General features: G+C 70.1%; 22 protein-coding genes. 18 read left to right on the top strand and 4 right to left on the bottom strand.

The window, feature by feature from the left end; translation table 11 throughout:
* The first annotated feature begins 47 nt into the window (after window positions 1-47).
* The 3 genes from ABZW60_RS12015 to ABZW60_RS12005 are packed head-to-tail and all read left to right on the top strand — an operon-like array spanning window position 48 to window position 3,123.
* Entirely contained in the window at window positions 48-1,343 is a 1,296-nt protein-coding gene (locus tag ABZW60_RS12015; protein ID WP_355475960.1) for a sugar ABC transporter substrate-binding protein, read from the top strand.
* On the top strand, window positions 1,343-2,221 hold the full coding sequence (locus ABZW60_RS12010; protein WP_355475958.1) for a sugar ABC transporter permease: 879 nt from the start codon (window positions 1,343-1,345) through the stop codon (window positions 2,219-2,221). Before ABZW60_RS12015 ends, ABZW60_RS12010 begins: the two co-directional genes overlap by 1 nt.
* Window positions 2,218-3,123, top strand: coding sequence for a carbohydrate ABC transporter permease (locus ABZW60_RS12005; protein WP_355475956.1), 906 nt, complete (start codon window positions 2,218-2,220; stop codon window positions 3,121-3,123). Before ABZW60_RS12010 ends, ABZW60_RS12005 begins: the two co-directional genes overlap by 4 nt.
* A gap of 9 nt (window positions 3,124-3,132) precedes the next feature.
* Here ABZW60_RS12005 and ABZW60_RS12000 read toward each other — a convergent pair whose 3' ends face one another.
* Complete coding sequence (locus tag ABZW60_RS12000; RefSeq protein WP_355475954.1) at window positions 3,133-3,993, bottom strand: phosphotransferase; 861 nt, start codon at window positions 3,991-3,993, stop codon at window positions 3,133-3,135.
* A gap of 53 nt (window positions 3,994-4,046) precedes the next feature.
* Here ABZW60_RS12000 and ABZW60_RS11995 point away from each other — a divergent pair, with 53 nt between their 5' ends.
* Window positions 4,047-4,421: a MerR family transcriptional regulator gene (locus tag ABZW60_RS11995; RefSeq protein ID WP_355475952.1), complete on the top strand. Its 375-nt coding sequence runs from the start codon at window positions 4,047-4,049 to the stop codon at window positions 4,419-4,421.
* On the opposite strand, the gene ABZW60_RS11990 is transcribed toward ABZW60_RS11995, so the two are convergent.
* Together ABZW60_RS11990 and ABZW60_RS11985 are read right to left on the bottom strand one after the other, a co-directional pair.
* Window positions 4,406-5,383 (bottom strand): aldo/keto reductase, encoded by a 978-nt coding sequence (locus ABZW60_RS11990; RefSeq protein ID WP_355475950.1) that lies wholly within the window; start codon window positions 5,381-5,383, stop codon window positions 4,406-4,408. The genes ABZW60_RS11995 and ABZW60_RS11990 overlap by 16 nt on opposite strands.
* Before the next feature lie 59 nt (window positions 5,384-5,442).
* The gene (locus ABZW60_RS11985; RefSeq protein ID WP_355475948.1) at window positions 5,443-5,823 is read right to left on the bottom strand and encodes a DUF1844 domain-containing protein; all 381 of its coding nucleotides are present in this window, start codon (window positions 5,821-5,823) and stop codon (window positions 5,443-5,445) included.
* A gap of 299 nt (window positions 5,824-6,122) precedes the next feature.
* Here ABZW60_RS11985 and infC point away from each other — a divergent pair, with 299 nt between their 5' ends.
* The 5 genes from infC to ABZW60_RS11960 all read left to right on the top strand — a co-directional run bounded on the left by infC (window position 6,123) and on the right by ABZW60_RS11960 (window position 9,264).
* Entirely contained in the window at window positions 6,123-6,800 is a 678-nt protein-coding gene (gene infC / locus ABZW60_RS11980; RefSeq protein ID WP_355475946.1) for a translation initiation factor IF-3, read from the top strand.
* Between the two features lie 83 nt (window positions 6,801-6,883).
* Entirely contained in the window at window positions 6,884-7,078 is a 195-nt protein-coding gene (gene rpmI / locus ABZW60_RS11975; protein ID WP_184842517.1) for a 50S ribosomal protein L35, read from the top strand.
* A 79-nt stretch (window positions 7,079-7,157) separates the two neighbouring features.
* On the top strand, window positions 7,158-7,547 hold the full coding sequence (gene rplT / locus ABZW60_RS11970) for a 50S ribosomal protein L20 (RefSeq protein WP_131296281.1): 390 nt from the start codon (window positions 7,158-7,160) through the stop codon (window positions 7,545-7,547).
* Between the two features lie 20 nt (window positions 7,548-7,567).
* Complete coding sequence (locus tag ABZW60_RS11965) at window positions 7,568-8,371, top strand: RNA methyltransferase (RefSeq protein ID WP_355475943.1); 804 nt, start codon at window positions 7,568-7,570, stop codon at window positions 8,369-8,371.
* Window positions 8,368-9,264: a CehA/McbA family metallohydrolase gene (locus tag ABZW60_RS11960; RefSeq protein WP_355475941.1), complete on the top strand. Its 897-nt coding sequence runs from the start codon at window positions 8,368-8,370 to the stop codon at window positions 9,262-9,264. The genes ABZW60_RS11965 and ABZW60_RS11960 overlap by 4 nt, the downstream gene beginning before the upstream one ends.
* Here ABZW60_RS11960 and ABZW60_RS11955 read toward each other — a convergent pair.
* Window positions 9,254-9,958, bottom strand: coding sequence for a TetR/AcrR family transcriptional regulator (locus ABZW60_RS11955; RefSeq protein WP_355475939.1), 705 nt, complete (start codon window positions 9,956-9,958; stop codon window positions 9,254-9,256). The two genes, ABZW60_RS11960 and ABZW60_RS11955, sit on opposite strands and share 11 nt — an antisense overlap.
* A gap of 56 nt (window positions 9,959-10,014) precedes the next feature.
* On the opposite strand from ABZW60_RS11955, the gene ABZW60_RS11950 reads away from it, so the two are divergent.
* The 9 genes from ABZW60_RS11950 to ABZW60_RS11910 all read left to right on the top strand — a co-directional run bounded on the left by ABZW60_RS11950 (window position 10,015) and on the right by ABZW60_RS11910 (window position 26,480).
* Window positions 10,015-11,529, top strand: a complete 1,515-nt coding sequence (locus ABZW60_RS11950) for an MFS transporter (protein WP_355475937.1) — start codon at window positions 10,015-10,017, stop codon at window positions 11,527-11,529.
* Window positions 11,530-11,541: 12 nt separating this feature from the next.
* On the top strand, window positions 11,542-11,694 hold the full coding sequence (locus ABZW60_RS11945) for a hypothetical protein (protein ID WP_355475935.1): 153 nt from the start codon (window positions 11,542-11,544) through the stop codon (window positions 11,692-11,694).
* Window positions 11,687-12,031 (top strand): hypothetical protein, encoded by a 345-nt coding sequence (locus ABZW60_RS11940; RefSeq protein ID WP_355475933.1) that lies wholly within the window; start codon window positions 11,687-11,689, stop codon window positions 12,029-12,031. The genes ABZW60_RS11945 and ABZW60_RS11940 overlap by 8 nt, the downstream gene beginning before the upstream one ends.
* An 89-nt stretch (window positions 12,032-12,120) precedes the next feature.
* Window positions 12,121-13,230 (top strand): phenylalanine--tRNA ligase subunit alpha, encoded by a 1,110-nt coding sequence (gene pheS, locus ABZW60_RS11935; protein WP_355475931.1) that lies wholly within the window; start codon window positions 12,121-12,123, stop codon window positions 13,228-13,230.
* Window positions 13,230-15,803 (top strand): phenylalanine--tRNA ligase subunit beta, encoded by a 2,574-nt coding sequence (pheT, locus tag ABZW60_RS11930; protein WP_355475929.1) that lies wholly within the window; start codon window positions 13,230-13,232, stop codon window positions 15,801-15,803. Before pheS ends, pheT begins: the two co-directional genes overlap by 1 nt.
* A 67-nt stretch (window positions 15,804-15,870) precedes the next feature.
* Window positions 15,871-17,412, top strand: coding sequence for a gamma-glutamyltransferase (locus ABZW60_RS11925; protein WP_355475927.1), 1,542 nt, complete (start codon window positions 15,871-15,873; stop codon window positions 17,410-17,412).
* 40 nt (window positions 17,413-17,452) lie between these two features.
* Window positions 17,453-18,439: a glycosyltransferase family 2 protein gene (locus tag ABZW60_RS11920; RefSeq protein ID WP_355475925.1), complete on the top strand. Its 987-nt coding sequence runs from the start codon at window positions 17,453-17,455 to the stop codon at window positions 18,437-18,439.
* The gene (locus ABZW60_RS11915) at window positions 18,436-20,646 is read left to right on the top strand and encodes a hypothetical protein (RefSeq protein ID WP_355475923.1); all 2,211 of its coding nucleotides are present in this window, start codon (window positions 18,436-18,438) and stop codon (window positions 20,644-20,646) included. Before ABZW60_RS11920 ends, ABZW60_RS11915 begins: the two co-directional genes overlap by 4 nt.
* Window positions 20,647-20,828: 182 nt before the next feature.
* A complete protein-coding gene (locus ABZW60_RS11910) occupies window positions 20,829-26,480 on the top strand; it encodes an Ig-like domain-containing protein (RefSeq protein WP_355475921.1) in 5,652 nt (1,883 codons plus the stop codon).
* Window positions 26,481-26,482 lie beyond the last annotated feature (2 nt).

Genomic DNA, 26,482 nt, shown 5'->3' with positions numbered 1-26,482 from the left:
GTGGATAGTTCGGGAGCTATACCGGTTTATCAAATCCAGGAGATCCCATGCGTAGACGCCGTTCGGCGCTCGTGGTCAGTCTTGCCGCGGCCGCTCTCACCCTCGCCGGATGCGGCCTCGGTTCCGAGGACTCCGGCGGCAGCGGCGGCGCCAAGCCGACCGTCGACGCGAACGCCCAGGTGACCGGTGAGGTCAGCTTCCAGACCTGGGCGCTGAAGCCCAAGTTCACCTCGTACGTCGAAGGCGTGATCAAGGCGTTCGAGGCGAAGTACCCGGGCACCCACGTCACCTGGCTGGACCAGCCCGGCGACGGCTACGACAAGAAGGTGCTGAGCCAGGCGTCGGCCGGCCAGCTCCCGGACGTCACGAACCTCCCGCCGGACTTCGCGCTGTCGCTGGCCAAGCAGAACATGCTGCTCGACGTCGCCGCCGCGGACCCCAAGATCACCGAGGAGTACGTCGAGGGCGGCGTGCAGGCGTACCAGTACCAGGGCATGGACGGCACCTTCGGCTACCCGTGGTACCTGAACACCGACATCGACTACTGGAACGCGACCAAGTTCGCCGCGGCCGGCCTGGACGCGAAGAACCCGCCGAAGACCTTCGACGAGCTGCTCGCCGCCGCGAAGACGATGCACGACAAGACCGGCGGCAAGGAATACCTGATGAGCCGGCTGCCGGGCATCGGCGACTTCACCAACGCCGGGGTCAAGATCCTGTCCGACGACGGCAAGAAGTTCGTCTTCAACACCCCCGAGGCCGCCGCGCTGCTGGACAAGTACCGCGACGCCTACAAGGCCGGGTACATGCCGCGCGACATCCTGACCAACGAGTACCTGGGCAACTCCAAGCTCTTCACCCAGGGCAAGGTCGCCTGGACCACCGGCGGCGGCAACGCCATCCAGGACTTCAACAAGGACAACCCGTCGCTGAAGGGCAAGGTCGTTCCCTCGCCGGCGCTGGACACCCCGCCGCTGTACGTGCAGGGGCTGTCGGTCTCGTCCAAGACCAAGAACCAGGCCGCGGCGATCGCGCTCGCCCGGTTCGTCACCAACGCCGAGAACCAGGCCGCGTTCGCGAAGATCGTGAACATCTTCCCGTCCACCAAGGCGTCCGCGTCCGACCCGTACTTCTCGAAGTCCGACGGCACGCCGGAGAGTGACGCGAAGGTGCTGGCGTTCGAGTCGCTGGCCAAGGCCAAGGTGCTGCAGCCGCCGGTGATCAGCGGTGCGACCAACGACTTCATCGGGCAGCAGATCTCGCTGGCGATCTCCGGCAAGATCTCCTCGCAGGCCGCACTCGACGCCGCAGTGGCCAAGGCCAACCAGCTGCTCACCCAGTGATGCGTTCCAACCGGTGGTTCACCCCGTGGGTGCTGGTGATCCCAGCACTCACGTGGTTGCTGGTCTTCAACCTCTGGCCGTCGATCAACACCGTCATCCTGTCGTTCACCAACGCCAAGCCGCTGGGTGGCGGGACCTTCGTCGGCCTGAAGAACTTCGAGACCCTGCTGCACGACGAGCAGCTGCGGTGGGCGCTGCTGAACAGCGTGATCTACATGGTGGTCTGCCTGCCGTTCCTGACCGTCCTGCCGCTGCTGCTGGCCGTGCTGGTGGAGAAGAAGCTGCCCGGGATCACGTTCTTCCGGACCGCGTTCTACACGCCGGTGGTGGCGTCGGCGGTCGTGGTGGCGCTGATCTGGCAGTGGATCCTGGACGACCGCGGCCTGGTCAACGGGCTGGCCGAGAAGCTCGGCGTCATCTCCGGGCCGCTGCCGTTCCTGTCCGACCAGTGGCTGTTGCTGCTCAGTGCCATCAGCCTGACGATCTGGAAGGGGCTCGGGTACTACATGATCATTTATCTGGCCGCTCTCGGGAACGTCGGGCGGGAGCTGCACGAGGCGGCCGCGGTCGACGGCGCCGGGCCGCTGCGGCGGTTCCTGCACGTGACCGTGCCGGGCGTCCGCGGGACGATGATCCTGATCTCGATCCTGATCTCGGTGTCCGCGCTGCGGGTCTTCTCGGAGCTGTTCATCCTGAGCGGCGGCAAGGGCGGACCGGGCGGCCGGGACAACTCGGTGGTGATGCTGATCCAGCAGTACAGCCAGGGCTTCGAGGGCAACCTCGGGTACGCGTCCGCGTTGTCGATCGTGCTGTTCTTCGTCACGGTCGTGCCGATGCTGGTGCTGGCCCGTCTCAACCGCCGGGGAGCGGAAGCATGACCACAGTAACCGAGCGGCCGACGCAGGCCCCGAAGACCGACCCGGCGCCGCGCCGGAAGGGATCGTTCGGGTTCAACTCGGTCTCGCCGCGGGAGAAGGTCGCACGGTACGTCCTGCTGGTGTTCGTACTGCTGATCACGATCGGGCCGTTCCTGTGGCAACTGTCGACGTCGCTGAAGGGATCCGGGGAGGACATCTACACCCGGATCCCGCGGCTGCTGCCGGCGCAACCGACGTTCGACCACTACAAGGCGGTCACCGACACCATCCCGGTCTGGGACTACGCGCGGAACTCGCTCGTGGTCGCGTTCCTGGTGGTCGGCGGCAACATCGTCGGCGCGTCACTGGCCGGGTTCGCGATCTCCCGGCTGCAGTTCCGCGGCCGCAAGATCGTCCTCGGCCTGTTCCTCGCGACACTGGTCCTGCCGGGCGAGGTCACGATCATCTCGCAGTACGTCACGGTCCGGGAGTTCGGGCTGGCGAACACGTTGTTCGGGGTGGCGTTACCGGGCATGATCGGCGCGCTGAACGTGCTGCTGATGTACAACGCGTTCCGGGCGCTGCCGCTCGAGGTCGACCAGGCCGCGATCGTGGACGGCGCGAACGCGTGGCAGCGGTTCGTGTACATCGGCCTGCCGTCGGTGCGCGGGACGATCAGCGTGATCGCGATCTTCGCGTTCATCGGCGCCTGGGACGACTTCCTCTGGCCGCTGATCGTGCTGACCGACCCGGACAAGTACACGCTGACCGTCGGCCTGCAGTACCTGTCCGGCACCTTCAGCAACAACCCGCGGCTGATCGCGGCGGGCACGATGATCGCGTTCATCCCGATCGTGATCGTCTTCGCCACCCTCCAGCGCTTCTTCTTCAAGGGCGTCGAGGAAGGTGCCGTCAAGGGCTGACCGGGGTGCTCACGCCACCCGCGGCTCGGCGAAGTCGAGCCAGCGGGTGGTGTCGGCGGGCGTGTGGTGGCGGATGGACCAGTCGACCAGGCGGAGCGTCATGTGGGCCCAGTAGAGCCGCAGGACGGCTGGTTCGAGCCTGGTCTCCAGGAGGTCGTCGAACCAGGTCAGGTCCGCGCCGGGGAGCCGTACGTGCGCGTCGAACCGCAGCGTGACCAGGGCGAACCGGCGGTCGCCGCGGCCGATCCCGTCCCAGTCGACGATCCCGGTGATCCGCCCGGCGTCGGTCAGCACGTTGCCGGTGTGGAAGTCGAGATGCACGAGGTCGTCGCCGGCCATGCCGCCCGGCTCGTCGCGCCCGACCTCGCGGATGCGGTCCAGCAGTTTCCGCGTGCGGTCGTCGTACCGCTGGAGTGACTCGTGCAGGCAGAAGCCGGGGCCGCTCTCCAGCAGGTACATCGACGGGACCGGCAGGTCGCCGCCCCGGCCGGTGAACTCGTCGGTCAGCGCGATCATCGACTCCAGCAGCGCCCGGTCGACGGTCTGCGGCACCCGCCCGGGCAGGCGCTCCTGCACGACGCCCACGCAGTCCGGCAGCTCGGCCAGCAGTTCGTACTGCGGGACGGGCAGCCCATCCCGCCGCGCCGCGTCGAGGGCGTCCGCCGTACGCCGTAGGTCGGCCGCCGAGCCGAAGCCGCGGGTGAGTACGCCGTCCCGCCCGTCCGGCCAGCGCACGAACGCGGCCCCGACCTCGCCCGCCGCAGCCTGCCCGCGGAACTCGAGTCCCGCGCCGGTGGCGTCGTTGACGTCTCGCAGCAACTGCTGTGCGTCGAGCTTCGCCACTGGAGCAGGTACGCCGTCGAGAGTCACGACACCTGACCGTAGTTGACCTGGAGTGCACTCCGGGGCAGAGGATGGAAGGCATGACTACGTACGCACCGGCCGAGGCGTCCGAGCGCACCGGTCTGAGCCTGGACACTCTCCGCTACTACGAACGCCTGGGACTGTTCGGTCCGGTACGGCGGACCACCACGGGCCACCGGGTCTACAGCGACCACGACGTCGCCTGGGTCGGGCTCCTGGTCTGCCTGCGCAACGCCGGACTGGGGATCAGCGACCTGCAGCAGTTCATGGGCCGAATGCGGGACCGCTCGAGCGGCCCGACCGGCTTGGTCGAGCTGCTCGAGGAGCACCGTTCCCGGCTGCGCGACGAGGTTGCGAAGATGAACCTCGCGCTCGGCGTGCTGGACGACAAGATCGCCTACTACAGCGCCCAAGACGGTCAGTCGAAGAAGTAGGGATAAGGCACCGGCTCCGGCCGGCTGGCGGTGTCGAGACGCTCCTGGTGCTCCGGGGCCAGGGTGAACTCCGCGGCGCCCAGCAGGTCGTCCAGGTACTCCGGTGTCCGCGGACCGATGATCGGTGCGGTCACATCGGGGCGCTGCAGCAGCCAGCGGACCGCGACCTGGGGAAGCGTCCGGCCGGTCTCGGCTGCCACGGCGGTCAGCTCGTCGATGACGTGCCAGGTGTGCTCGTTGGCGTACCGGTCCCAGTCGTGCGTACCGGGGGTGGCCACCTTGCTGTTCGCGGGCGGAGCGGTCATGCCGCGCTTGAACGCTCCGGACAGCCAGCCTGAGCGCAGGGGTGACCAGGTGATCACGCCGAGGCCTTCGTTCCGGCAGACCGGCAGCAGCTCCCACTCGGGGGAGCGGTCCAGCAACGTGTAGAGCGGCTGGAGGCTGGCCAGCGGCTGCCAGCCGTTCTGCGCGCACAGGTCGACCGCCTTCTGCAGCTGCCAGCCCCTGAAGTTGCTGACGCCGATGTAGCGGACCCTGCCGGCCTGTACGAGGCCGTCCAGCGTCGACAAGGTCTCGCCGAGGGGAGTGCTGTCGTCCCAGCGGTGGAGCTGGTACAGGTCGATGTAGTCCGTGCCGAGACGGCGCAGGCTCGCGTCGACCGCGTCGAGAACGTGCTTACGGGACAGGCCCTGCTCCGTCGGCCGCGGGCCCATCCGCCCGAAGACCTTGGTCGCGATGACGTAGTCCTCGCGGCGCTGGGTCTTCAGCCAGCGTCCGAGCACTTCCTCGGACGCGCCCGCGCCGTACACGTCGGCGGTGTCGATGAACGTGCCGCCGGCGTCGGTGAACGTCTGCAGGATCTTCCGGCTGTCCTGCTCGTCGGTCCGGTCGCCGAACATCATCGCGCCCAGGCAGAGCTCGCTGACCTTCAGGCCGGTTGTTCCGAGGTTCCTGTAGTCCATCTCCCCGACGCTAGGAGCTGGACCGCGCTCAAGCTCAAGACCTTTGCGTCACCCTTCGGTCATCTGTGTGTCGCCGAGGGGAAGACCGCGCCGGTGTACTTCTCGCCGGGGCCCTGGCCGGGCTCGTCCGGGATGCTGCTGGCCTCGCGGAACGCGAGCTGGAGGGAGCGCAGGCCGTCGCGCAGCGGAGCGGCGTGGTGGTGGCCGAGTGCGGGTGCGGCCGCGTCCAGCAGGCCGGCCAGCGAGTCGATCAGCGAGCGGGCCTCGTCCAGGTCCTTGTGGTCGGGCAGGTCCGCGGCAAGGCCCAGGTTGACGGCGGCGGCGCTCATCAGGTGCAGCGCGGCGGTGGAGATGATCTCCACGGCGGGGACCTCGGCGATGTCGCGGGAGGCGGTCGCGAGCGGGTCGGGGGACGGTGAAGTGGCATCTGCGTCGGTCATGCTGCTACTCTTGCACGGCGACCGACTCGGTCTGTTGGTGACCCCTGAGCGGAATACTTCAGGGCCGCCGGCCGTTCGAGTCCAAGCGGAGGGCCACCTCCCACCCAGTCGATGAACAGTCGGCGGGTCCCGGTCAACAGTACGGCGTACCAGCCCGCCAGGGTGGGGACGTCGTACCTCTGGGAATTGGGCCTTCGTGTGATCGCACGAGGGCCTTTCGCGTTTCCCGGGAAGGTTCGCGGCGATCGCGAGGTGGCATCCAGTACGAGTTCAACCCAGGAGGACCCATCACCACTGATTTGCGCGTCAACGAGCGCATCCGCGTTCCCGAGGTGCGGCTGGTCGGACCGAACGGTGAGCAGGTAGGCATCGTCCGGATCGAGGACGCACTGCGGCTGGCCCAGGAGGCCGACCTCGACCTGGTCGAGGTCGCGGCGACCGCACGGCCTCCGGTCTGCAAGTTGATGGATTTCGGCAAGTACAAGTACGAGACCGCGCAGAAGGCGCGCGAGTCCCGCCGGAACCAGACCAACACCATCATCAAAGAGATGAAGCTGCGGCCGAAGATCGACCCGCACGACTACGAGACCAAGAAGGGTCACGTGGTGCGGTTCCTGAAGGCCGGGGACAAGGTCAAGATCACCATCATGTTCCGCGGTCGTGAGCAGTCCCGGCCGGAGCTCGGCTTCCGGCTGCTGCAGCGGCTGGCCGAGGACGTGAGCGAGCTCGGCTTCGTCGAGTCCTCGCCGCGGCAGGACGGCCGGAACATGATCATGGTGCTCGGACCGCACAAGAAGAAGTCCGAAGCGCGCGTGGACGTGGAAGCCGAGAAGGCGCAGCGGAAGGCCGAGCGTGAGGCCGAGGAGCAGGCGGAGCGCCAGGAGCGCGCCGAGCAGGCTCAGGCCCACGAGGCCCAGCGTGCCGCCGGTGTCACCAAGAAGCCGAAGGGTCCGGCCGACAACCTCGACCCGGAGTGACGTTCCGCTCCGGCTCGTGAGGGCCGGAGCCTGTCACACCGAAGTTCGAGTCAACGAAGAAACAATCAGGAGCTGAAACAGCCATGCCGAAGATGAAGACCCACTCGGGGATGAAGAAGCGGGTCCGGGTGACCGGGTCGGGCAAGATCCGTCGTGAGCAGACGGGTGTCCGCCACCTCGCCGAGGCGAAGACCTCGAAGCGCAAGCGCCGCCTGTCCGGCACCGTCGAGGTCGCCCCGGCGTACGTGAAGAAGGCCAAGAAGCTTCTCGGCATCTGAGCACCCCAAACCCCCCGAACATCCCCCGCCGAGTGGACTCCGTCCGGCTCCGGCGCAGAAATACAAGGAGTAACACCTCATGGCACGCGTGAAGCGGGCAGTCAACGCCCACAAGAAGCGCCGGGTCGTACTCGAGCAGGCCAGCGGCTACCGCGGCCAGCGCTCGCGGCTGTACCGCAAGGCCAAGGAGCAGGTCACCCACTCGCTCGTCTACGCCTACCGTGACCGCAAGGCGCGCAAGGGCGACTTCCGGAAGCTGTGGATCCAGCGCATCAACGCCGCGGTCCGCGCCGAGGACCTGACCTACAACCGCTTCATCCAGGGCCTGCGGCTGGCCGAGGTCGAGGTGGACCGCAAGATCCTCGCCGACCTGGCCGTCAACGACCCGGCCGCGTTCTCCGCGCTCGTGCAGGTGGCCAAGGCCGCCCTGCCGGCGGACGTGAACGCGCCGAAGACCGACGCGGCCTGAGCAACACCCGTAGCTGCGACGTGGCGAGTCCCGGTCTGTTGACCGCGCAATCCGCGCGGATCAAGCAGGCTCGGCGGCTCGCCACTCGTGCGTTCCGGCGCAAGACCGGACGCTTCCTGGTCGAAGGCCCGCAGGCCGTCCGCGAAGCGCTCGAGCACCGCGAGCTCGTCGTCGAGGTGTACGCCGAGCCGGCCGTCGCGGCCCGGCATCGCGACCTCCACGACCTCGCCGTGACCGCCGGGGTCCCGTGGTTCGAGGTCGATCGCGCCGCCGTCGAGGCGTTGAGCGAGACCGTCACCTCGCAGGGCGTCGTCGCGGTCTGTTCCCTGGTGACCGTTCCGCTGCCGGCCGGCTCCCTGCAGCTCGTCGCCGCCGGCGTCCAGGTCCGCGACCCGGGCAACGTCGGCACCTTGATCCGGACGGCGGACGCGGCCGGCGCCGACGCCGTCGTCCTGACGTCGGAGTCCGTCGACCCGCACAACCCGAAGGCGGTCCGGGCCAGCGTCGGCAGCATCTTCCACGTGCCGATCAGCACGGACGTCGACCTCGTCGAGGCTGTGCGCACCTGGCGCGAGCAGGGGCTGCAGGTGCTCGCCGCCGACGGGTACGGCGCGACCGACCTGGACACCTGCATCGACGACGGCACCCTCGCGAAACCCACCGTGTGGCTGTTCGGGAACGAGGCCCACGGCCTGCCGGACGGCATCGACGCGCTGGTCGACCACTCGGTCAAGGTCCCGATCTACGGCCGCGCCGAGTCCCTCAACCTGGCAACCGCCGCGGCCATCTGCCTGTACGCGTCGGCCCGGGCCCAACGTCGATGACCTTCCATCTCCCGGGCCGGTTCTGGCGAGGCAACCTGCACACGCATACGAACGTGTCGGACGGGGGACTGTCGCCGGCGGAGACGGTGCAGGTGTACCGCGAGGCCAGGTACGACTTCGTCGCGATCACCGACCATTTCCGCCCGGAGTACGGGTTCCCGGTGACCGACACCCGGGACTTGCGGTCGGAGGGTTTCACGACACTGATCGGCGCCGAGCTGCACGCGCCGCGCACCGAGGCCGGGCAGGCCTGGCACATCGTCGCCGCCGGGCTGCCGTTGGACTTCGCGGCGCCGACGCCGACCGAAACCGGGCCGGAGCTGGCCCGCCGAGCACGGGCTGCCGGTGCCTTCGTCGGTATGGCCCACCCAGCAGCCTCACTCCTGACCGCCGCGGACGCCGAGAGCCTGGATGCTGCGCACTCGATCGAGGTCTACAACGCCCTGTCCGACCGCGAGCACCGCGGCGACAGCTGGCACCTCGCCGACGTCCTGCTGAACCGCGGCCACCGCCTCACGACGTACGCCGCCGACGACGCCCACCTACAACCCCAGGACCCGCCACCGTGCCAGGCCTGGGTCCACGTCCGCGCCGAAACCCTCGAACCGGACACCCTCTTGACCGCCCTCAAGGCCGGCCACTTCTACTCGAGCACCGGCCCCGAGTTGCACGACGTACGCGTCGAAGGCGACACGATCACCGTCCACTGCTCACCCGCCACCAAGATCCTCCTGACCGGCGGCCACCCCAGCGCCGAATACGTCGAGGGCACCGACCTCACCGAGGCCACCTTCCCCCTGACCTTCTTCCGCACCACCCACCACCGCATCACAGTCGAAGACGCGACCGGCCGCCGAGCCTGGACGAACCCGATCTACCCGGTCAGCGTTTGACGCGGGACTCAAGGCCGTCGAGGAGGGCGTCGAGGCCGAAGACGAAGTTCTCGGTGAGGCTCGTGTCGAGGGTGGCCGACGTACGGCGGCGGACCGACTCCTGCATGCTCGGGTAGTCGTTCGCGACGGCCTGCGCCTGTTCCAGCATCTCGCTGACCCAGGTCTCCTCCGAGCGGCCGGACTTCCGGACCATCTCGCGGGTCGCGACCTCGGCGCTGACCGTGCCGAGCACGTACGACATCACGCTGCCCATCGCCAGGTCGATCTCGTGGTCGGAGAACCCGGCGGCGCCGAACAGCACCAGGCCGCGCTCGCCGAGGGACATCGCGTTCGGGCCGATGCTCGGGCGGGTGTACATCACCTCGGGCAGCCAGGGGTGCCGCAGGACGGCGGACCGCAGGCTGTGCCCGAACAGCAACGCCCCGGCCCGCCAGCCGGCCAGCTCGGGTTCGGGGACGTCGATCTCGCCCCAGACCTCGTCGATCAGCAGGTCGACGAGGTCGTCCTTGGTCGGCACGTGCCAGTACAGGCTGGTCGCGCCGGCATCGAGCTTCGCGGCCAGCTTGCGCATGCTCAGCCCGGAGACGCCGTCGGTGTCGAGGATCGCCATCGCGGCGGTCACGATCTGCTCCCGGCTGAGCGTCTCCCGGGCGGGGGAGGCCTTGCGCTCCCGGGTCCAGATCCAGTCCTTCATGCCGACCATCCTACAAAGGACTCGCACACCGTTCGAGATAGTCGTACAGTGTGCGAGTGACTAGTACACCGTTCGAGTCCACCACCGAGGGGCACCCTCGTCGCTGGTGGATCCTGTTGATCCTGTGCTTGAGCCTGATGGTGCTGGTCGTCGACAACACCGTCCTGAACCTGGCGATCCCGTCCCTGATGCGCGACCTGGGCGCGACGCCCGCGGACATCCAGTGGGTGATCGACGCGTACATCCTGGCCTTCGCCGGGCTGCTGCTGACCGCCGGAAGCCTGTCCGACCGCTTCGGCCGCCGGAAGATGCTGCTGCTCGGACTGGTCGTCTTCGGCGTGGCGTCGCTGCTGGCGACGCTCGCGCAGAACCCGTGGCAGCTGATCGCCTGCCGCGGCCTGATGGGTGTCGGCGGCTCGCTGCTGATGCCGAGCACGCTGTCGCTGCTGTTCACGGTGTTCCCGCCGGACGAGCAGCGCAAGGCGATGGCGGGCTGGTCGATGGTGGCGATGGTGGGCGTGGTGGCCGGCCCGACGGTCGGCGGCGTGCTGCTGAACCACTTCTGGTGGGGCTCGATCTTCTGGCTGAACGTGCCGATCGCGATGCTGGCAATCATCGGCACGCTGGCGCTGATCCCGGAGTCGAAGGGCCCGGCCCGCGACGTCGACCCGGTGGGCGCGGTGCTGACCATCGTCGGGATGGCGTCCGTCGTGTGGGCGATCGTGTCGATCCCGCTGCACGGCTGGGGATCCGCCCGGGTGCTCGGCGCGCTGGTGGTCGGTGTGGTCGCGCTGACCGGGTTCGCCCTGTGGGAGAAGCGGAGCGCGCACCCGATGGTGCCGCTGGCGTTGTTCAAGGACCGGCGGTTCAGCGGGACGAGTCTGTCGATCGTGCTGCTGTCGTTCACCGCGGGCGGGTTGCTGCTGGCGCTGACGCAGTACCTGCAGTTCGCGCTCGGGTACTCGCCGCTGAAGGCTGGGCTCGCGCTGATCCCGTACGCCGTGTCCGCGGCGCTCTTCAACGGTCTGGGCGCGACGCTCGGGAAGAAGATCGCCGACCGGACGCTGATCGCGCTGGGTCTGCTGATCATCGCGGGCAGCTTCGCGATCCTGACGCAGGTGTCCGACTCGACCGGGTACGGGCTGTTGATCGTCGGCCTGCTGGTGATGGGCGTCGGCGGCGGCCTGGCCGGCCCGGCGGCGTACACGCTGTTGATGCAGGCCGTTCCGCCGGACCACCGCGGTGTCGGCTCGGCGATGAACGACACCGTCCAGCAGACGGGCGCGGCGCTGTCGGTCGCGGTCCTGGGCAGCGTGCTCGCCGCGGCGTACTCCTCGGCCCTGCCGGACTCCGTCCCGGAGGAAGCGCGCAAGTCGATCGCGGACACGCTCGCGCTCGGCCCGGACTTCCTCGCCGCCGCCAAGCACGCCTTCGTCGACGCCATGTCGATCGCGATGACCGTCGGCGCGATCGGCGCGGTCGCCGGGGCGGTCGTCGCCCTCGCGATCCTTCCGAAGGGCGAGAAGAAGGTGCCGGACGCCGTCCAGCCGGTGGACGACCCAGTTCACTGACAGCATGCGGGTATGACGCGACGGTGGCTGATCGACCTGCCGACCCGGATCCACCTGTGGTCGGCGGACCTCCAGATCCGCCACCGTCCGTCTTTTCATCCTGTGGTGGGCCTGCTCACCCTCGCCTGGTCGGTGCGCTCGATCCACCAGGAGAGTCGTGCCTGACTACCAGATGCTCGCCAACGTCACCGTGACGTGCCTGTTCCTGCTACCTCCCCTGGCCCTCGGCGCCATGCTGGCGGGACGGTCGCGGGGGAATCGCTTCGTCCTCAAATGGGCCCGGGCCCTCGCGATCGCGACGCTCGTCCTGGCGGTCGTGTACGACCTGGCCGGCGCAGTCTTCCTCCTCCGCGCCGAACCCCGCGCAGGCCAGCCCGACTGGCTCCCCCCACCCGGCGCCGTCAACGACCCGTCCTTCTACCTCCCCATCGGCGTAGGCGCGTTCCTGGCCGCCCTCACCATCCTGATCGGAGTGGGCCGCGCGCGGCATCGGCTGGGCTGACCGAGCGGGGTTGTGGACGGCCGATTCACGGTCTTGGGGCTGGGGTTTCTAGACTGCAATCCGCAGACGTACCAACCCGAGAGCGAGCCATGTCCGGTCCCAACACTGATTACGACCCGGTCGAAGTGACGCCGCTGCACGCCGAAGAGGTGGAGCGGACCCGCGACGAGGCGCTGACGGCGTTTACCGGGGCGGCCGATCTGGCCGCCTTGCAGGAGGCCAAGTCCACCCATCTCGGCGACAAGTCGCCGATCGTGCTGGCCAACCGGGAGATCGGCGCGCTGCCGCCGCAGGCCCGCAAGGAGGCCGGGCAGCGGATCGGCGCGGCCCGGAAGGCGATCAACGAGGCGTTCGCGTCCCGGCTCGCGGTGCTCGAGGCCGAGCACGAGGAGCGGATGCTGGACACCGAGCGTGTCGACGTGACGCTGCCGTGGCACACCCCGGAGCTCGGCGCGCGGCACCCGCTGTCGCTGATCTCCGAGCAGGTCGCGGACGTGTTCACCGCGCTCGGCTGGGACGTCGCCGAGGGTCCCGAGGTCGAGGCCGAGTGGCTGAACTTCGACGCCCTGAACTTCCAGCCCGACCACCCGGCGCGGCAGATGCAGGACACCTTCTTCGTCGAGCCGGCCGGCTCCGGCAAGGTGCTGCGCACGCACACGTCGCCGGTGCAGGCGCGCTCGATGCTGACCCGCAAGCCGCCGATCTACGTGATCTGCCCGGGCCGGGTGTTCCGCACCGACGAGCTGGACGCGACCCACACGCCGGTCTTCTACCAGGTCGAGGGCCTGGTGGTGGACGAGGGCATCACGCTCGCGCACCTGAAGGGCACCCTCGACCACTTCGTCGTCTCGATGTTCGGCGAGGGCCTCGAGGCCCGGCTGCGGCCGAACTTCTTCCCGTTCACCGAGCCGTCGGCCGAGGTGGACCTGAAGTGCTTCGTCTGCCGCGGCGCGTCCGTCGGCAACCCGGACCGCCCGTGCCGGACCTGTGGCAGCGAGGGCTGGATCGAGTGGGGCGGCTGCGGCGTGGTCAACCCGCGGGTCCTGCAGGCCTGCGGCATCGACACCGACCGGTATTCCGGTTTCGCCTTCGGCATGGGCCTGGAGCGGACGCTGATGTTTCGCAACGGCGTCGAGGACATGCGGGACATGGTCGAGGGTGACGTGCGGTTCAGCCGCCAGTTCGGGATGGAGATCTGATGCGGGTCCCACTGTCATGGCTTCGTGAGTACGTCGACCTGCCGGGTGACGTCACCGGCCGCCAGGTCGCGGAGCAGCTGATCCGGGCCGGTCTCGAGGTGGAGACCGTCGAGGAGTCCGAGCTGACCGGTCCGCTCGTCGTCGGCAGGGTCCTGACGTACGAGAACGAGCCGCAGAAGAACGGCAAGACCATCCGCTGGTGCTCGCTCGACATCGGCAAGGACGAGCCGCAGTGGGTCGTCTGCGGTGCGCACAACTTCGAGGTCGGCGACCTCGTGGTGGTCGTGCTGCCGGGCGCGGTGCTGCCCGGCGGGTTCGCGATCTCGGCGCGCAAGACGTACGGGCACGTCTCCAACGGCATGATCTGCTCGAGCGCCGAGCTCGGTCTGGGCGACGACGGCACGCACGGCATCGTCGTGCTGGAGCCGGGCGAGGCCACCCCGGGCGACGACGCGATCGAGTTGCTCTCGCTGAGCGACGACGTGCTCGACATCGCGGTGACGCCGGACCGTGGGTACTGCTTGTCGATCCGCGGTGTCGCGCGCGAGGCCGCGACGGCGTACGGCGTGCCGCTGAAGGACCCGGCGGCGCTGGAGCTGACCGGGTCGGGCTCGGGCGGTTATCCGGTGCGGGTGGACGACGCGGCCGCGTGCAGCGTGTTCGTCACGCGGACCGTGACCGGAATCGACGCGAAGGCGCTGTCGCCGCGGTGGATGCAGAAGCGGCTGCTCGCGTCCGGGATGCGGCCGATCTCGATCGGGGTCGACGTCACGAACTACGTGATGCTCGAGCTCGGCCAGCCGATCCACGGGTACGACAAGGCGCGGCTGTCCGGCGAGATCGTGGTCCGGCGGGCGACCGCCGGCGAGAAGCTGATGACGCTGGACGACCAGACGCGCGAGCTGGACGCCGAGGACCTGCTGATCACCGACGACTCGGGCCCGATCGGTGTCGCCGGCGTGATGGGTGGCGCGTCGACCGAGATCTCCGAGGCGACCACGGACGTGGTGATCGAGGCCGCGCACTTCGACCCGATCGTGATCGCGCGGGCGTCGCGCCGGCACAAGCTGTCGTCGGAGGCGTCGCGCCGGTTCGAGCGCGAGGTCGACCCGGACCTGCCGCGGTACGCCGCCCAGCGCGTCGCCGACCTGCTGTCCGAGTACGCCGGCGGCACGACTGTCCCCGACGAAACCGTCGTCGACACCCACGCCCGGCCCGAGCCGGTCACCCTGCGCGCCGACCACGCGGCACGCGTCGCCGGCGCCCCCATCACCATCGAGGAGACCGTGCGCCACCTGCGCTCGGTCGGCTGCGCTGTCGAGGCCGCGGCGACCGACGCGGTTGCGGCTCCGTTGGCAGCTGGTGCGCACGCTCCCTCGCTGACCGAGGTCGGTACCGCGACACTCGGGAGCACGGAGCTCGCCGGCGATGACCTGCTGACCGTCACCCCGCCGTCGTGGCGGCCTGATCTGCGGGACCCCAACGACTTTGCTGAAGAGGTTATTCGGCTGTTCGGGTTCGACAATGTGCCGTCCGTACTGCCGCCCGCGCCGGGTGGGCAGGGGCTGACGGTTTCGCAGAAGCGTCGGCGGAAGGTGGCGACGGCGCTGGTCGGTGCGGGGCTGACCGAGGTGGTGTCGTACCCGTTCACCGGGGCGGCCGACTTCGACGCCATGGGCATCCCGGCCGACGACACCCGGCGTACGACGGTGAAGCTCGTCAACCCGCTGTCCGACGAAGAGCCGTCGATGCAGACCACCCTGCTCGCGACGCTGCTCCGGACCGCCGAGCGCAACGTCGGCCGCGGCGCGAACGACCTGGCGATCTTCCAGACCGGCCTGGTCTTCCACCCGAAGCCGGAGACGAAGCCCGCGCCGCTTCCGTCGGTCGCGCACCGGCCGAGCGACGCCGAGGTCCAGTCGCTGTACGACGCGCTCCCGGACCAGCCGCTGCACGTCGGCGTGGTGCTGACCGGATCCATTACCCCGACCGGCTGGTGGGGCAAGGGCCGGCCGGCCGGCTGGGCCGACGCTGTCCAGATCGCGCGGCTGATCGCGTCGGCGGTCGGCGTCGAGCCGGCCGTGAAGAACACCGAGCTGGCGCCGTGGCACCCGGGCCGGTGCGCGGAGTTCTCGGTCGGCGGCACGGTGGTCGGTCACGCCGGTGAGCTGCACCCGAAGGTCTGCCAGGCGTTCGGCCTGCCGGCCCGGTCGAGTGCGCTCGAGCTGGATCTGGACGCGCTGATCGCAGCGGGCCCGGAGTCGGTCACGGCGCACCCCTTCTCGTCGTACCCGGTGGCCAAGGAGGATGTCGCGCTGATCGTCCCGGCCGAGGTCGCGGCGGCCGACGTGCAGGCGGCGCTGACCGAGGGCGCGGGCGATCTGCTGGAGTCGGTGCGGCTGTTCGACGTGTACACCGGCGAGCAGATCGGCGAGGGCAAGAAGTCGCTGGCGTTCGCGCTGCGCTTCCGGGCGCCCGACCGGACGCTCAAGGAGAACGAGGTCGCCGACGCCCGGCAGGCCGCGGTCCAGGTCACGGTCGACCGCTTCGGCGCCGTCCAGCGAGTCGGCTGAGGCTCATGCCCACGCGCATCCGCTCGAGTCGCCCGGCCTCCGCAGGCCGGGCGCACGGGGGATCGCGATGAGCGGGAGACATCCGCGCGTTGCCGTGGCGGCGCCCAACCGGGCGGCGGCCGACGCCGGAGTGCGGGTGGCTGCCGAGGGCGGCAACGCGGTCGACGCCGCGATCGCCGCCACGCTCGTCACGATGGTGAACGAGCTCGGCATCGTGTCGCCGGCCTCGGGCGGATTCGTCACGCTGCAGGTCGCCGGTGGTGACCCGGTCACCATCGACGGCTGGGTGGAGATGCCCGGCCGCGGCCTGTCGGCCGACCGGTTCGGTCGCAGCGTCTGGGACATCACCACCGACTACGGCGGCGGGACCACGACGACCGTCGGCCACGGCTCCGTCGCCACGCCCGGCGGCATGAAGGCTCTCGACCTCGCGCACCGCCGCTCCGGCAAGGCGCCGTGGCACGAGGTCGTCCAGCCCGCGATCGACGTCGCCCGGAACGGTTTCGCGCTGAGCCGGACCTCGGGCTACTACCTGGGCTTCACCCACGAGATCATCTTCGGCTGGCACCCGCCGAGTCACGGGGTCGTGCACGACGGCGACGGCGAGGTGATCAAGGCCGGCAGCACGGTCGTGATCCCGGAGCTCGCGGAGGCGCTCGAGCTGATCGCCCGCGACGGCGCCGAGACGATGTACACCGGTGAGCTCGCGCAGTTGCTGATCCGCGACATGGCCGCGAACGACGGCATCCTCACGGCCGAGGACCTGGCCGCGTACGAGGCCGTCGTCCGCCCGGCGCTCGTCGTCGAGCAGAACGGCTGGCGCCTGGCGACCAACCCGCCGCCCGCGGTCGGGGGAGTGGCCGTGGCGGCGATGCTCGCGCTGCTCGACGGCGTGCCGGCCGACGGCAGCTGGGGCCATTCCGAGCTGGAGCGGCTCGTCGACGTCCAGCATGCCGTGCTCGGCCGCCGGCTGGCCGAGCTGGACAAGGAGGACGTGCGCAAGCTGGAGGGCCAGAAGCTGCTCGACCTCGCCGCGGCCGGCGACCTCCGCGCGCTGACCTCGCCGAGTACGGCGACCGTTTCGGTGGTCGACGACGAGGGCGACGCGTGTGCGATCACGGTCTCGTCCGGGTACGGCTCCGGCGTCCTCACGCCCGGCACCGGCATCTGGCTGAACAACGCCCTCGGTGAGCAGGAGCTGCTGCACGGCGGACCGCACAGCCTCGCCCCGGGCACCCGCCTCACCTCGAACATGGCCCCGAGCGTGGCCCGCCGCGAGAGCGACGGCGCGGTGCTGGCGATCAGCTCACCCGGCTCGGACCGGATCCCGACCGCGCTCGCCCAGGTCTATGCGCTCTACACCCACGGCGGTCTCCCGCTCCGCGAGGCCGTCGAGCACCCGCGGCTGCACGTCCGCGTCCGCGAGGACGTCGTCGTCGACTACGAGGACGACCTGCCGGTGTCCGGGACGACCGCGCTGCCGGCCCGTCCGATGCCGCCGCACTCGATGTACTTCGGCGGCGTCGCGGCCGCGTTCTGGGATCCGGCCGACGGCCTGCTGGCGGTCGGCGACCCGCGCCGGACCGGAGCCGTGGCGATCTCACCCTGACCGGTAAGGTCACCCCACAGACAGATCCGAAAGGCAGCCGATGCGGGACACCCACCCCGAGCTCTCCGTCGTCGTACCGATGTACGACGAGGAAGAGGTGCTGCCGATCTTCTTCGAGCGGATGCACCCGCTGCTCGACGGCCTGGGCATCACCTACGAGCTGCTGGTCGTCGACGACGGCAGCCGGGACCGGACCGCGGCGCTGCTGCTGGAGGCCGCCAAGGACTGGCCGCAGCTCCGGGTGGTCCGCCTGCTCCGCAACAGCGGTCACCAGGCCGCCCAGTCGGCCGGCTTCCGGCGTGCCCGCGGCCGCTACGTGGTCACGATCGACGCTGACCTCCAGGACCCGCCGGAGGTCATCGCCGAGTTCCTGCAGGCCGTCCGCGAACAGGACGTCGACGTCGTGTACGGCGTGCGCTCGGACCGCTCGAGCGACTCCTGGGCGAAACGTACGTCGGCCCGGCTGTACTACCGGTTGATGTGCCGCCTGGTCGGCAAGGACATCCCGTTCGACGCGGCCGACTTCCGGCTGGTGACGCGGCGCGTGGTGGACGCGGTCAACGCGCTGCCCGACGACGGCCGCGTCTTCCGGCTGGTGATCCCGTGGCTCGGCTTCCCGAGCACCGAGGTCAAGTACGTCCGGGCGGAGCGGGCGGCGGGCTCCACGAAGTACAGCGTCTCCAAGATGGTCCGGCTTGCGTTCGACAGCGTGACCGCGTTCTCGGCGGCCCCGCTGCGGCTGGCGACCTGGCTCGGGCTGCTCGGTGGCGCGATGTCCGGGCTGTTCGTCGTCGGCGCGCTCGTGATCAAGCTGACCGGCCGCAGCATCCCCGGCTGGACGTCGACGGTGCTCGCGGTCAGCGTGATCGGCGCGATCCAGCTGCTCTGCCTGGGCCTCCTGGGCGAGTATGTCGCGCGCCTGTTCCAGTCCAGCCAACGCAGACCGCAGTTCCTCGTCGGCTACGACAGCCTCGAGGACCACGGGCACCAGGAGCCCGTCCACGAAAGCACACCGACCACCAGATGAAGCGGGCCGTCCCGTGGCTGCTGCCGATCCTGGTGGCGGTCGGTGGGTTCGTATCGCTCGGCGACGTCGGCGCCGGTCCGCTGGTCAAGTACGTGGGGTACTTCGCGGGGGCGATCGCGCTGCCCGGGACGCTGCTGCTGCGGGCCGTGTGGCGCAGTACGGGGAACTGGGCGGAGGACCTCGGACTCGGCTCGGTCGTCGGCGCGACGTGGCAGCTGATCGGCTGGGCGATCTTCACCGCGCTCGGTTGGCAGGACTGGTTGATCGTGTGGCCGGCGCTCGTGCTGATCGGCTTCGCGGTCGCGGGGCGGCAGCATTTCCGGATCGCCGAGCCCAGTCCGCTGCCGGTCGCGTGGACGGTCGGGCTGGCGGTGTCCGCGGCGGTGATGGTCGGTGCGGCGACGTTCGGCGTGATGGCGTACCACCCGATGCCGCCGCACGGCGAGGCGTACTACCCCGACCTCCTGTACCACCTGTCGATGGTGCACGAGCTGACCCGCGCGGTGCCGCCGGAGATCCCCCAGGTCGTCGGCGAGCGGCTCGAGTACCACTGGTTCGCGAACGCCGATATGGCCGCGGCGGTCGACGTCACGCGGCTCACCCCGCTGGTCGTGCTGTTCCGTCTCTGGGTCCTGCCGTGGCTGGTCGTGTCACTGCTCGTCTGCGCCACGCTCGCCCGGGTCGTCAGCCGCACCTGGTGGACCGGCGTACTGGCCGCACTCGCGCTGGCCGCGCCACAGCTGTTCCTGCTCGTCGACACGAGCGTGAACCTCGCGCCACCGGTCAGCCTCCTCAGCCCGTCGCAGACCTTCGGCATGGTCGCGGCCGTCACCACAGCCGTCCTCCTGATCGAGCAGCTGTTCAAGGACGGCAGCCACCGGCTCTGGCTGCTCATCGTGCCGATCGCCGTTGTCGGTGGCGGCTCCAAGCCAACCGTGCTGCCCTTGTTGGTCGGGGCTGTCGCTCTCGCCGCGCTGTACCTACTAGTGACAACGCGACGGCTCCCGTGGCGCCTGATCGGCACGGCGGCGGTCCTACTCGTTGCCGGCGCCGTGACCTTCCTGACCGTTGCCGGGAGCACCAGCGGCTCGCGGTTGCAGTTCCTCGCCGTACTGAAGTCGCTGCCCGTCTACACCGCGGCCACTGGTGACAAGACGCAGCCTGGTGACGGCGGGTTGATCCTGCCGGCGCTGGCGCACGGCGAGGTGATCGGGACGCTCAGTCTGCTGCTGGGTCTGTTGCTCACACTGCAGGCGATGGCCTGGGCCGGCTTCGGCGTGGTCGGACGCAAAGACCCGGTCGCCTGGTTCCTGCTCGGCGCGATGGTCGCGGGCTGGGCCGGCTATCTGCTGATCGACCACCCGTCGGTGAGTGAGTCGTACTTCGTCTACACCGCCGCACCGTTCAGCCTGGCCGGAGCGGGATGGTTCGCCGCGACCAGTGCGCGCGCCTCCGGCCGGCCGGTGCCGATCGCGGTTGCCGCGTTCGTGCTCTCGGTCGGGTACGCCGGTCTGCTGGTCTGGGCTCGTGGCGTCCCCGCGGCCTCGACCGGTCGGCAGCTGTGGCTCAGCACCCGGATGCTGCTTGTCGTCCTCGGCATCACGCTGTTCCTGCTGCTCGTGTGGCGGCTGACGTTACGACAAGCCGGCGGCGGCATGTTCGTCGTACTTGCGCTGCTCTCGACCGCTCCGATCAGCTCGTTCGTGCAGAGTGCGATCCGCGGCGACACGGAGAAGGCGCCGACGTACCGTGCGGCGCGGTGGTGGGTGTACCCGGACGAGGCCGAGGCGGCGCTGTGGCTCGGGAAGAACTCCGCACTGACCGACGTGGTGGCCACCAACACCTGGTGCCGTCCGGCGGGTCCGTCCAGGCCGGGCTGTGACGCCCGCGGTTATCTCGTCAGCGGTATCGCCGGCCGCCGCACGCTGATCGAGGGCTGGGCGTACACGAACCAGGCGATGGCCCGGCAGGGCGACGGCGGCCGCCGCTACACCGAGCAGCCGTCGCCGTGGCCCGACCGCGTCGCCCTCACCAACCAGGCCCTCACCGCCCCGACGGCCGACGTACTGCGCACGATGCGCGACGAGTACGGCGTTCGCTGGCTGTACGCCGACACGCGCAACGGCCCGGTGTCGCCGGCGCTCGACCAGCTCGCCGTCCGCCGACACAGCGTCGGCAAGGTCCGGATCTACGACCTCGGAGAGTGATTTGCCCGTAACATGGAGTCCGCGTAGACCGTTACGTCTACGCAGGCCCGCCCGCCACGCGGCCGCAGCAGTGCACCTGATTGCTCGGGAGGGCGGGACTGATGCGGGCAACCCGACCGGGGGCCATTCTTGTTGCCACCGGCCTGTTGAGCCTCGGCACTGCGACAGCGACTGCTTACGAGGTGCCGACCACTCCGTTCACCGAGGCGACCACGGTGATGCCGGGGTCGGGGCTGCGGCAGACGATCACCGCGAGCGGGTCGACCGAGCTCGGCGATCCGGCGACCGCCGGCTTCCGCGGCATCGGCCCGACCACCTACCAGCCCGCGATCGCGACGAGCACCCCGGCGCAGGACGTGGTGGTGAACACCGGGGACTGCGCATCCACCGGCGGTTGCGGCGATCGCGGCACCCTGACGATCGCGTTCTCCCAACCGGTACGGAACCCGGTCCTGCACCTCGGCGGCCTCGGCGGATCGGTCACCCGGACCGTGAGCGGCCGGACGACCGCGCAGTCCGAGCTGCACGCCGTCCTCAAGCTCAACACCGCGGGCCTCAGCCTCACGAAGCTCGGCCAGGGCAACAACCTCGCGGTCACCAGCGACACGATCACCGCTGCCAACCACGACACCGGGCCGAACTGCGTCAACACGAAGTCCCCGTCCGGACTCGACACGTCCGCGACCGCCGCCTGCGGATCGGTCCGCGTGAACGGCATCGTCACCAAGGTCAGCTTCGACGTGACGGCGCTGTTCACCAAGCACCCGAAGCTGCCCGCGTTGAACAACGGCTCGTCGGGCGACGCGTTCTCGATCGTCGCGTCCGCTCCCGAGGACTTCGGCGACGCACCGGCGTCGTACGGCGCGGCGTGGTCCGCGCTGAGCGACGTACAACTCGGTGAGGACGTCACCGAGGACAACGCCGCCGTCGCGAACAGCACGACCGGCCAGGCGACACCGGATCTGGCCGACGACGGCACTGTCTTCAAGCCGCTGCGCACCAGCCAGACGTCGTACACGACCGACCTGCGGCTGGCCGGTGCGTCCAAGGCCGGCCGGGCCTGCGCCTGGATCGACGTCAACGTCGACGGAAAGTTCGAGCCGGGGGAGCGGGCCTGCGCAGCCTTCGCTGCCGGACAGACGACGGTCACGCTGCGCTGGTCCGAGCTCGCCCCGAAGGCCGGAGCGTCGTACGCGCGGGTGCGCGTCGGGTACACCGATGCGCAGGTCGAGAAGCCGACCGGCGCGGCCGATGCCGGTGAGGTCGAGGACCACCCGTTCGCGATCACGCCGCCGCCACCGCCGTTCCTCGCCGACGACACCGCGACGACCGCCTTCAACACGGCAGCCGTCGTCAAGGTGCTCGCCAACGACAAGCCGGGTGATCCGGGGACGCCGCTGGCGCCCGGGACGCTCTGTCTCGTCGACGGCAGCAAGTGCGTGCAGATGGTGAACGTCGTCGGCCAGGCGAAGTACGTCGCCAGGCCCGACGGCACTGTCCGCGTCGAACCGGTGCCCGGCTTCGTCGGACAGGGCAAGCCGGTCACGTACCGCGTTGCCGACAGCAACGGTACGGCGGCCACCGCGAAGCTGACCGTGACCGTCTCGCTCCCGGACCGCCCGGTCGCGAGCCCCGACACCGCGACCACCCCGCAGAACGTCAGCGTGTCCGTCCGGCCGCTCGCCAACGACCGCGCCGCCGCGGGCGTGCAACTCGTGCCCGGCTCCGTCGTCCTGCGTGACCCGGCCGACGCGACGTTCAAGAAGAAGGTGGTGATCGCGGGCGAGGGCGAGTACGTCGTGAAGCCTGGCGGCGGCGTGGACTTCGTCCCGCAGCCACGGTTCACCGGCGTCGGTACGTCGATCGGCTACCGCGTCACCGACACCACCCATCAGACGGCGGAGTCGACGCTGACCGTCACGGTCACGCCGGTGACGCCGACCGCGAACGGCGACTCGGTGTCGACCGCGTTCGACACGGACATCGTCGTACCCGTGCTCGACAACGACCTGCCCGGCTCTCCCGACGCACCGCTCGTGCCGGCCACGCTCCGGCTGGTGGATCCGGTCAGCAAGAAACTCGTCGACCACGTGACGATCGCCCGGCAGGGCACGTACCTGGCTGCTGCCGGCAGCGTGACGTTCCAGCCCCTGCACGGCTTCACCGGAGTCGGTATGCCGGTGACCTACCAAGTCCTCGACAAGAACGGTACGGCGGCCCGCGCCGAGCTGACCGTCTCGGTCGCCGCACCCGGCCCACCGGTCGCGAACCCGGACACTATCGCCACGTTACAGGGCCGATCCGTGATCGCCGCCGTCCTCGCCAACGACAAGCCGGGACCGACGGGTGCAGCGCTGAAGCCGGGCAGCGTGCGGCTGCTGACACCGACACAGCCGGTGCTGTCGCTCGTCGTCGCAGGCCAGGGCAAGTACTCGGTCCGGGCCGACGGCCGCGTCCTGTTCGAGCCGTTGCCGACCTTCAGCGGTACTGCGACCGCGGTCGGCTACCAGGTCGCCGACAGCAACAACGCGATCGGGAAGTCGACGCTGACCGCCCGGGTGACCAAGGTCGTCCCGGACGCGTCCGACGACACCGCGGGTACGGCGTACGACACGAACGTGACGGTGCCGGTGCTCGCGAACGACACGGCCGGCGATCTGTCGGTCCCGCTGGTGCCGAACTCCGTGCGACTGATCGACCCGACCACGAAGCTGCCGGCCGCGACGCTGCTCGTCCCCGGGCAGGCGGCCTACACCACGACGGCGGACGGGACGGTGGACGTCAACCCGCTGCCGAACTTCACCGGAGCCGCGACGCCGGTCACCTACCGCGTCGCGGACGTGAACGGTTCGACGGCCACGGCAACGCTGACCGTCACGGTCGCCAAGCCGCCCGCACCGACGGCCGCGCCCGACACCGCGACCACCAAGCAGAACCTCGCCGTGCGCGTCCCGCCGCTCCTCAACGACCTCGCCGGACAGGGGACCGCGCTCGATCCGCGCAGCCTCACGCTCGTCGACCCGGCCGACGGTTCGCCGAAGAAGCTCGTGAAGATCGCGGGGCAGGCCGACTACCAGGTCAACCCGGACGGCACGGTGACCGTCGATCCGCTGCCGGGCTTCCGGGGCGTGGCGAGTCCGGTCGGCTATCGAGTCGCGGACCTGTTCGGCCAGACTGCACGCTCCACGATCACGGTCACGATCACGCCGATCACGCCCGTCGCGGCCGATGACACCGCGCGGACGCCGTACGACAAGGACGTCACGGTCTCCGTGCTCGCCAACGACAAGGCGGGTGACCCGACGGCGCCGCTGGTCCCGGCCAGCCTGCTGCTCGTCGATCCGGCCGACGGAGCCCCGAAGGCAACCGTGCGAATCCCCAATGAAGGCGTGTACACGGCCGCCGGGGGAGTGGTGCGCTTCGATCCTGGCGCCACCTTCCGCGGTCCCGGCACGGCGGTGACGTATCAGGTGGCCGACGCCAACGGGACGAGGACGACGGCTCGGTTGACCGTCACCGTCGGCCGGCCGCCGGTCGCGGTCGCCGACATCGCGTCGACCCTGCAGAACGTGACCGTGACGGTGAACGTGCTGTCCAACGACCGGCCGGGCACCGACGCCACGCTCGATCGCGCTTCGGTCGGGCTGAACGGGTCCGCGAAGAAGGTGACGATCGCCGGCCAGGGCACGTACACGGTGGTGCCGAATGGCTCGATCGAGTTCGACCCGCTGCCGGGCTTCCGGGGCAAGGCGAGTCCGATCCGCTACCGGGTCGCTGACTCCGACGGCAACTCCGCGGCCTCGACGTTGAGCATGACCGTGACAGCGGTCAACCCCGTCGCGGTCAACGACTCGGCGATCACGCCGTACGGCCGAGCGATCACCGTCAAGGTGGCGGCGAACGACAAGTCCGGTGACGCGTCGGCGCCGCTGCGGCCGGCGAGCGTGGTCGTGAAGGACGCGGCGGGGCGCTTCGGCAAGACGATGACGCGGGCGGGCGAAGGAACGTATGCGGTCGATGCCCACGGCGCGGTGACGTTCACGCCGGTCAAGGGATTCCAGGGCGTGACGACCCCGACGACGTACCGCATCGCCGACGCCAACGGCACGACCGCGGACGGCCTGCTGTTGCTGACGGTCGGCAAGGGACCGACGGCGGTGGCAGATCCGGTCGCGACCAAGCAGAACGTGACGGTCGCCGTCGATCCGCTCGCGAACGACGAGCCGGGGACAGGTGCGCAGCTCGACCGGAAGTCGCTGCAGGTGTTCGGCGGGACCTGGGGGCCGCGGGTGACGGTCCCCGGGCAAGGCGTGTTCACCGTGAAGTCCGGCAAGATCACGTTCGACCCGGAGCCTGCGTACCGCGGTGTCGTCTCGGTCGCCTATCGGGTCAGCGACACGACCGGGAACCAGGCGAGCGCGTCCGTCACGGTCACGGTCGCGCCCGTCGTCCCTGTGGTCGAGAACGACGTCGCGGCGACGCCGTACGAGGCCGCGGTCACGGTCGACGTCCTGGCCAACGACAGGCCGGGTGATGCGAGTGCGCCGCTGGTCGCGGGTGGCGTGCGGCTGATCGCCCCGGCGACCGGGGATCCGCTGCAGTCCCTCGTCATGCCGGGGGAGGGGACGTTCACGGTCCAGCCGTCCGGGGCGATCCGGTTCGCGCCGGTCGACGGGTTCGTGGGTGTGGCGGTCCCGGTCGGGTACCAGGTGGCCGACCGCAACGGCACGGTCGGATCCGGCACGCTGACGATCACGGTGCAGGCCCGACCGGTCGCCGTACCGGACGAGGCGCGGACCAAGCAGCACGTCGCGGTGACGGTCGACCCGCTCGCCAACGACAAGCCGGGGCCGGGCGCGACGCTCGATCCGGCGTCGGTGCTGCTGGTCGGGCCTGGCGGTGCGCTGGTCGACCGCGTGACGATCGCCGGGCAGGGGACGTACGTCGTTGCCGGCGGCAAGGTCACGTTCACCCCTGACGCGGCGTTCACGGGCACCGCGCGACCGGCGGCGTACGACGTGAAGGACAGCAACCGCAACTCGGCCCGCTCGACCGTCACCGTCACGGTCCTGTCGGTCCGGCCGGTGGTCGCCGACGACAGCGCGAAGACGTCGTTCGGTACGACGGTCACGGTGAACCTGCTCGCCAACGACAAACCCGGTGACGCGTCCGCACCGCTCCGCCCGGACTCGATCGTCCTGCGCGATCCGGCGGACGGCCGTGAGAAGAAGACGGTGACCGTGCCGCACGAGGGCACCTTCGTCGTCAGCGCAGGCGCTGTGGCGTACACGCCGGTGAAGGGCTTCGTCGGTACGACGGGGGCGCTGGCCTACCGGGTCACCGACGCGAACGGCACGTCGGGCACCGCGCTCGTCGACGTCACGGTCGCCGGACCGCTGCTGGCCAAGGCGGCGCCCGACACGGCCACCGGTACGCCGGGCAACCCGGTCGCGGTCAACCCGCTGCTCAACGACAGCGGGGCACCACAGCCGAGCTCGGTCTGTCTCCGGACGCCGGGCGGCGCGTGCGCGAAGCAGGTCACGAGCGGCGCGGGCACCTGGTCGGTCGGCGCGGACGGCACGGTCACCCTCAAACCGGTGGCCTCGTTCACGGGGACGGCGAAGGTGACCTACGAGCGGACCGACGACACCGGCGCGACGGTCACCGCGCCGGTCAAGTTCACCGTCGGCGCCGAGCCCGCCGAGGACCTCCGCACCCTCGACCGCGCCGAACTCCCGCCGACCGGCGGACCGCCGCCCATCGTCCTCACCCTCGGCACCCTCTTCGCAGCCCTCGGCGCAACGCTGGTCCTGCTGGCCCGCACCCGCCGGTGAAT

Source organism: Kribbella sp. NPDC003557, assembly GCF_040610805.1.
GTDB lineage: Bacteria > Actinomycetota > Actinomycetes > Propionibacteriales > Kribbellaceae > Kribbella.
Note: the sequence above shows the minus strand (reverse complement) of the source record. Positions and strands in the feature narration are given on the sequence as shown.